The organism is Microcystis sp. M49636_WE2 (assembly GCF_030065375.1).
GTDB lineage: Bacteria > Cyanobacteriota > Cyanobacteriia > Cyanobacteriales > Microcystaceae > Microcystis > Microcystis aeruginosa_C.
This window is the reverse complement of record NZ_JASJFG010000087.1, coordinates 1-1,609: the sequence shown is the minus strand read 5'-3', so window position 1 is coordinate 1,609 and position 1,609 is coordinate 1. Positions and strand designations below refer to the sequence as shown.

Below are 1,609 nucleotides of genomic sequence, written 5' to 3'. Positions count from 1 at the left end.
TCCATGTCTCACATTTTAGCATATATTTTGTAAATGCGCTAATATTTAACAGTAAAGCCGTCGTAGAACGACGGGGTTTCAGACCCAAATTTTCGATGAGGCCTCCCATGAATAGGATAGATGCTCCCAACCTCTTGACTATTATTTATGTCCTGGTGGATGACTGGTATCAAGAACAGGGATATCGCTTGACTCCCATGCTGCCTGGACCTGAGCCTAGTTTCAGAGATAGTGAAATGTTGACCTTTTGGTTTATTCCCCGAACGCTCCCGCAGTAGAATCCGTATTGCAGTTCATTCAAGGCAACAATATCCTAGCCGACAAGGGGTTTATTGGTAAGTAGTCGTGCAAAATTAATTTCCTAGTAAAGATAGGCAAAAGGCAAGAGGCAAAAGGCAAGAGGGGGTTAGATATGTGTAATTAGGGTCTGCTGAATAAATCTAAAAACCTTGTTGGATAAGACTTTTAGACTTGTTTTTACTCAAAAAGTGCCAGCCGTTGCGGGGATCGGGGGGAAAATTCAGGTACTTTTTCCCTGAAAATTAGGTAATTGACTGCCTCAAAATCGGTAAAACCCCACACCCCACACCCCACACCCCACACCCCACACCCTGCCCCCAGGAAAAGCTTTTTCAGCAAACCCTAATTAATTTTGCTTAGGTACTTAAATCGAAATCCGCTAGTTTTACTCGATGGCTTTCTCGGCGCGCTCCCCTATAGTATATATGTATGGGGGAAGTTCAGCTAAAACGCGGTTGAGAAGCTGGGCAACCTTGTATGTTATTAAATTATGTAATAACATGATATGTAGTAAACCTTGCCTAAAATCATGAGTAACAAACAATACAATCTAACCTGGGCTAGAATAGGCAATGCTTCAGGTTTCCGTCTGAGTGCCAGTTTTTTTAAGGATAATCCCCAATTCAAAGAAGCTAAAGGTGCTGTTGAAGTTATCAGCCCTGATACCTTATTAGTCCGCTTACAGCCTCAATCTGTAGAACAGGAGGAAGATGAACTGATGCTGAGTTTATTCTTAGATTTTCTGACCAAGCAAGCCCTATTAAATCCTGATGCTGAGTTAGAAGCTTATACGGAAGCGATGGCAGCGGTCGATGAAGAGTTGATGACAGGAGTAGAACTTGATAGTTAACGGTTGGCGAATCTACTTTATTAAAAGACTTTTTGGGCAACAACGTCGCGATTTACAAGTTGAGGTTCGTAAACTAAAAAACACCTTGCCAACAGAAGCATACCGTACTCATTCTACAGTCAAACTCTACAGGGCGATTATGGTCGCCATTAAAGAAAAAATCCCTCTCGACCCTTTTGCTTCCCATTTTGCTCTGACTGGGGCGCTCAAGCATTACGGAAGAGTCAAAAAGATGGGACTACCTGACCGTTATCGCTTATTCTTTCGGGCTATACAAACCGAGGAGTATAAAGCAATTTTTGTTTTATGGCTAGGCTGTCCTCGCAAACAAGGGGATAAAAATGATTGTTACAAAGTTTTCACAAAAATGGTTGAGCGAGGTGATTTTCCCAATTCTCTTGACGCTTTAATCCTTGATAGCCAAGAAGATTAGCTAGTGATAAGGTGGTTGAAAAAGCG

Annotated in this window: 3 protein-coding genes; all 3 read left to right on the top strand. The window is 42.0% G+C overall.

The window, feature by feature from the left end; genetic code table 11:
* Positions 1–107 precede the first annotated feature (107 nt).
* The 3 genes from PX484_RS02065 (at position 108) to PX484_RS02055 (ending at position 1,583) form a co-directional block, all read left to right on the top strand.
* Positions 108–278: a hypothetical protein gene (locus PX484_RS02065; RefSeq protein ID WP_002802191.1), complete on the top strand. Its 171-nt coding sequence runs from the start codon at positions 108–110 to the stop codon at positions 276–278.
* A 551-nt stretch (positions 279–829) separates the two neighbouring features.
* Complete coding sequence (locus tag PX484_RS02060) at positions 830–1,150, top strand: hypothetical protein (RefSeq protein WP_002777378.1); 321 nt, start codon at positions 830–832, stop codon at positions 1,148–1,150.
* Positions 1,140–1,583, top strand: a complete 444-nt coding sequence (locus tag PX484_RS02055; protein ID WP_287767082.1) for a type II toxin-antitoxin system YhaV family toxin — start codon at positions 1,140–1,142, stop codon at positions 1,581–1,583. Before PX484_RS02060 ends, PX484_RS02055 begins: the two co-directional genes overlap by 11 nt.
* The last annotated feature ends 26 nt before the right edge of the window (positions 1,584–1,609 follow it).

What these genes read in the sequence shown, in the direction of transcription:
- PX484_RS02065 (WP_002802191.1), top strand. Translation starts at nt 108, where the DNA reads ATGAATAGGATAGATGCTCCCAACCTCTTGACTATTATTTATGTCCTG.
- PX484_RS02060 (WP_002777378.1), top strand. Translation starts at nt 830, where the DNA reads ATGAGTAACAAACAATACAATCTAACCTGGGCTAGAATAGGCAATGCT.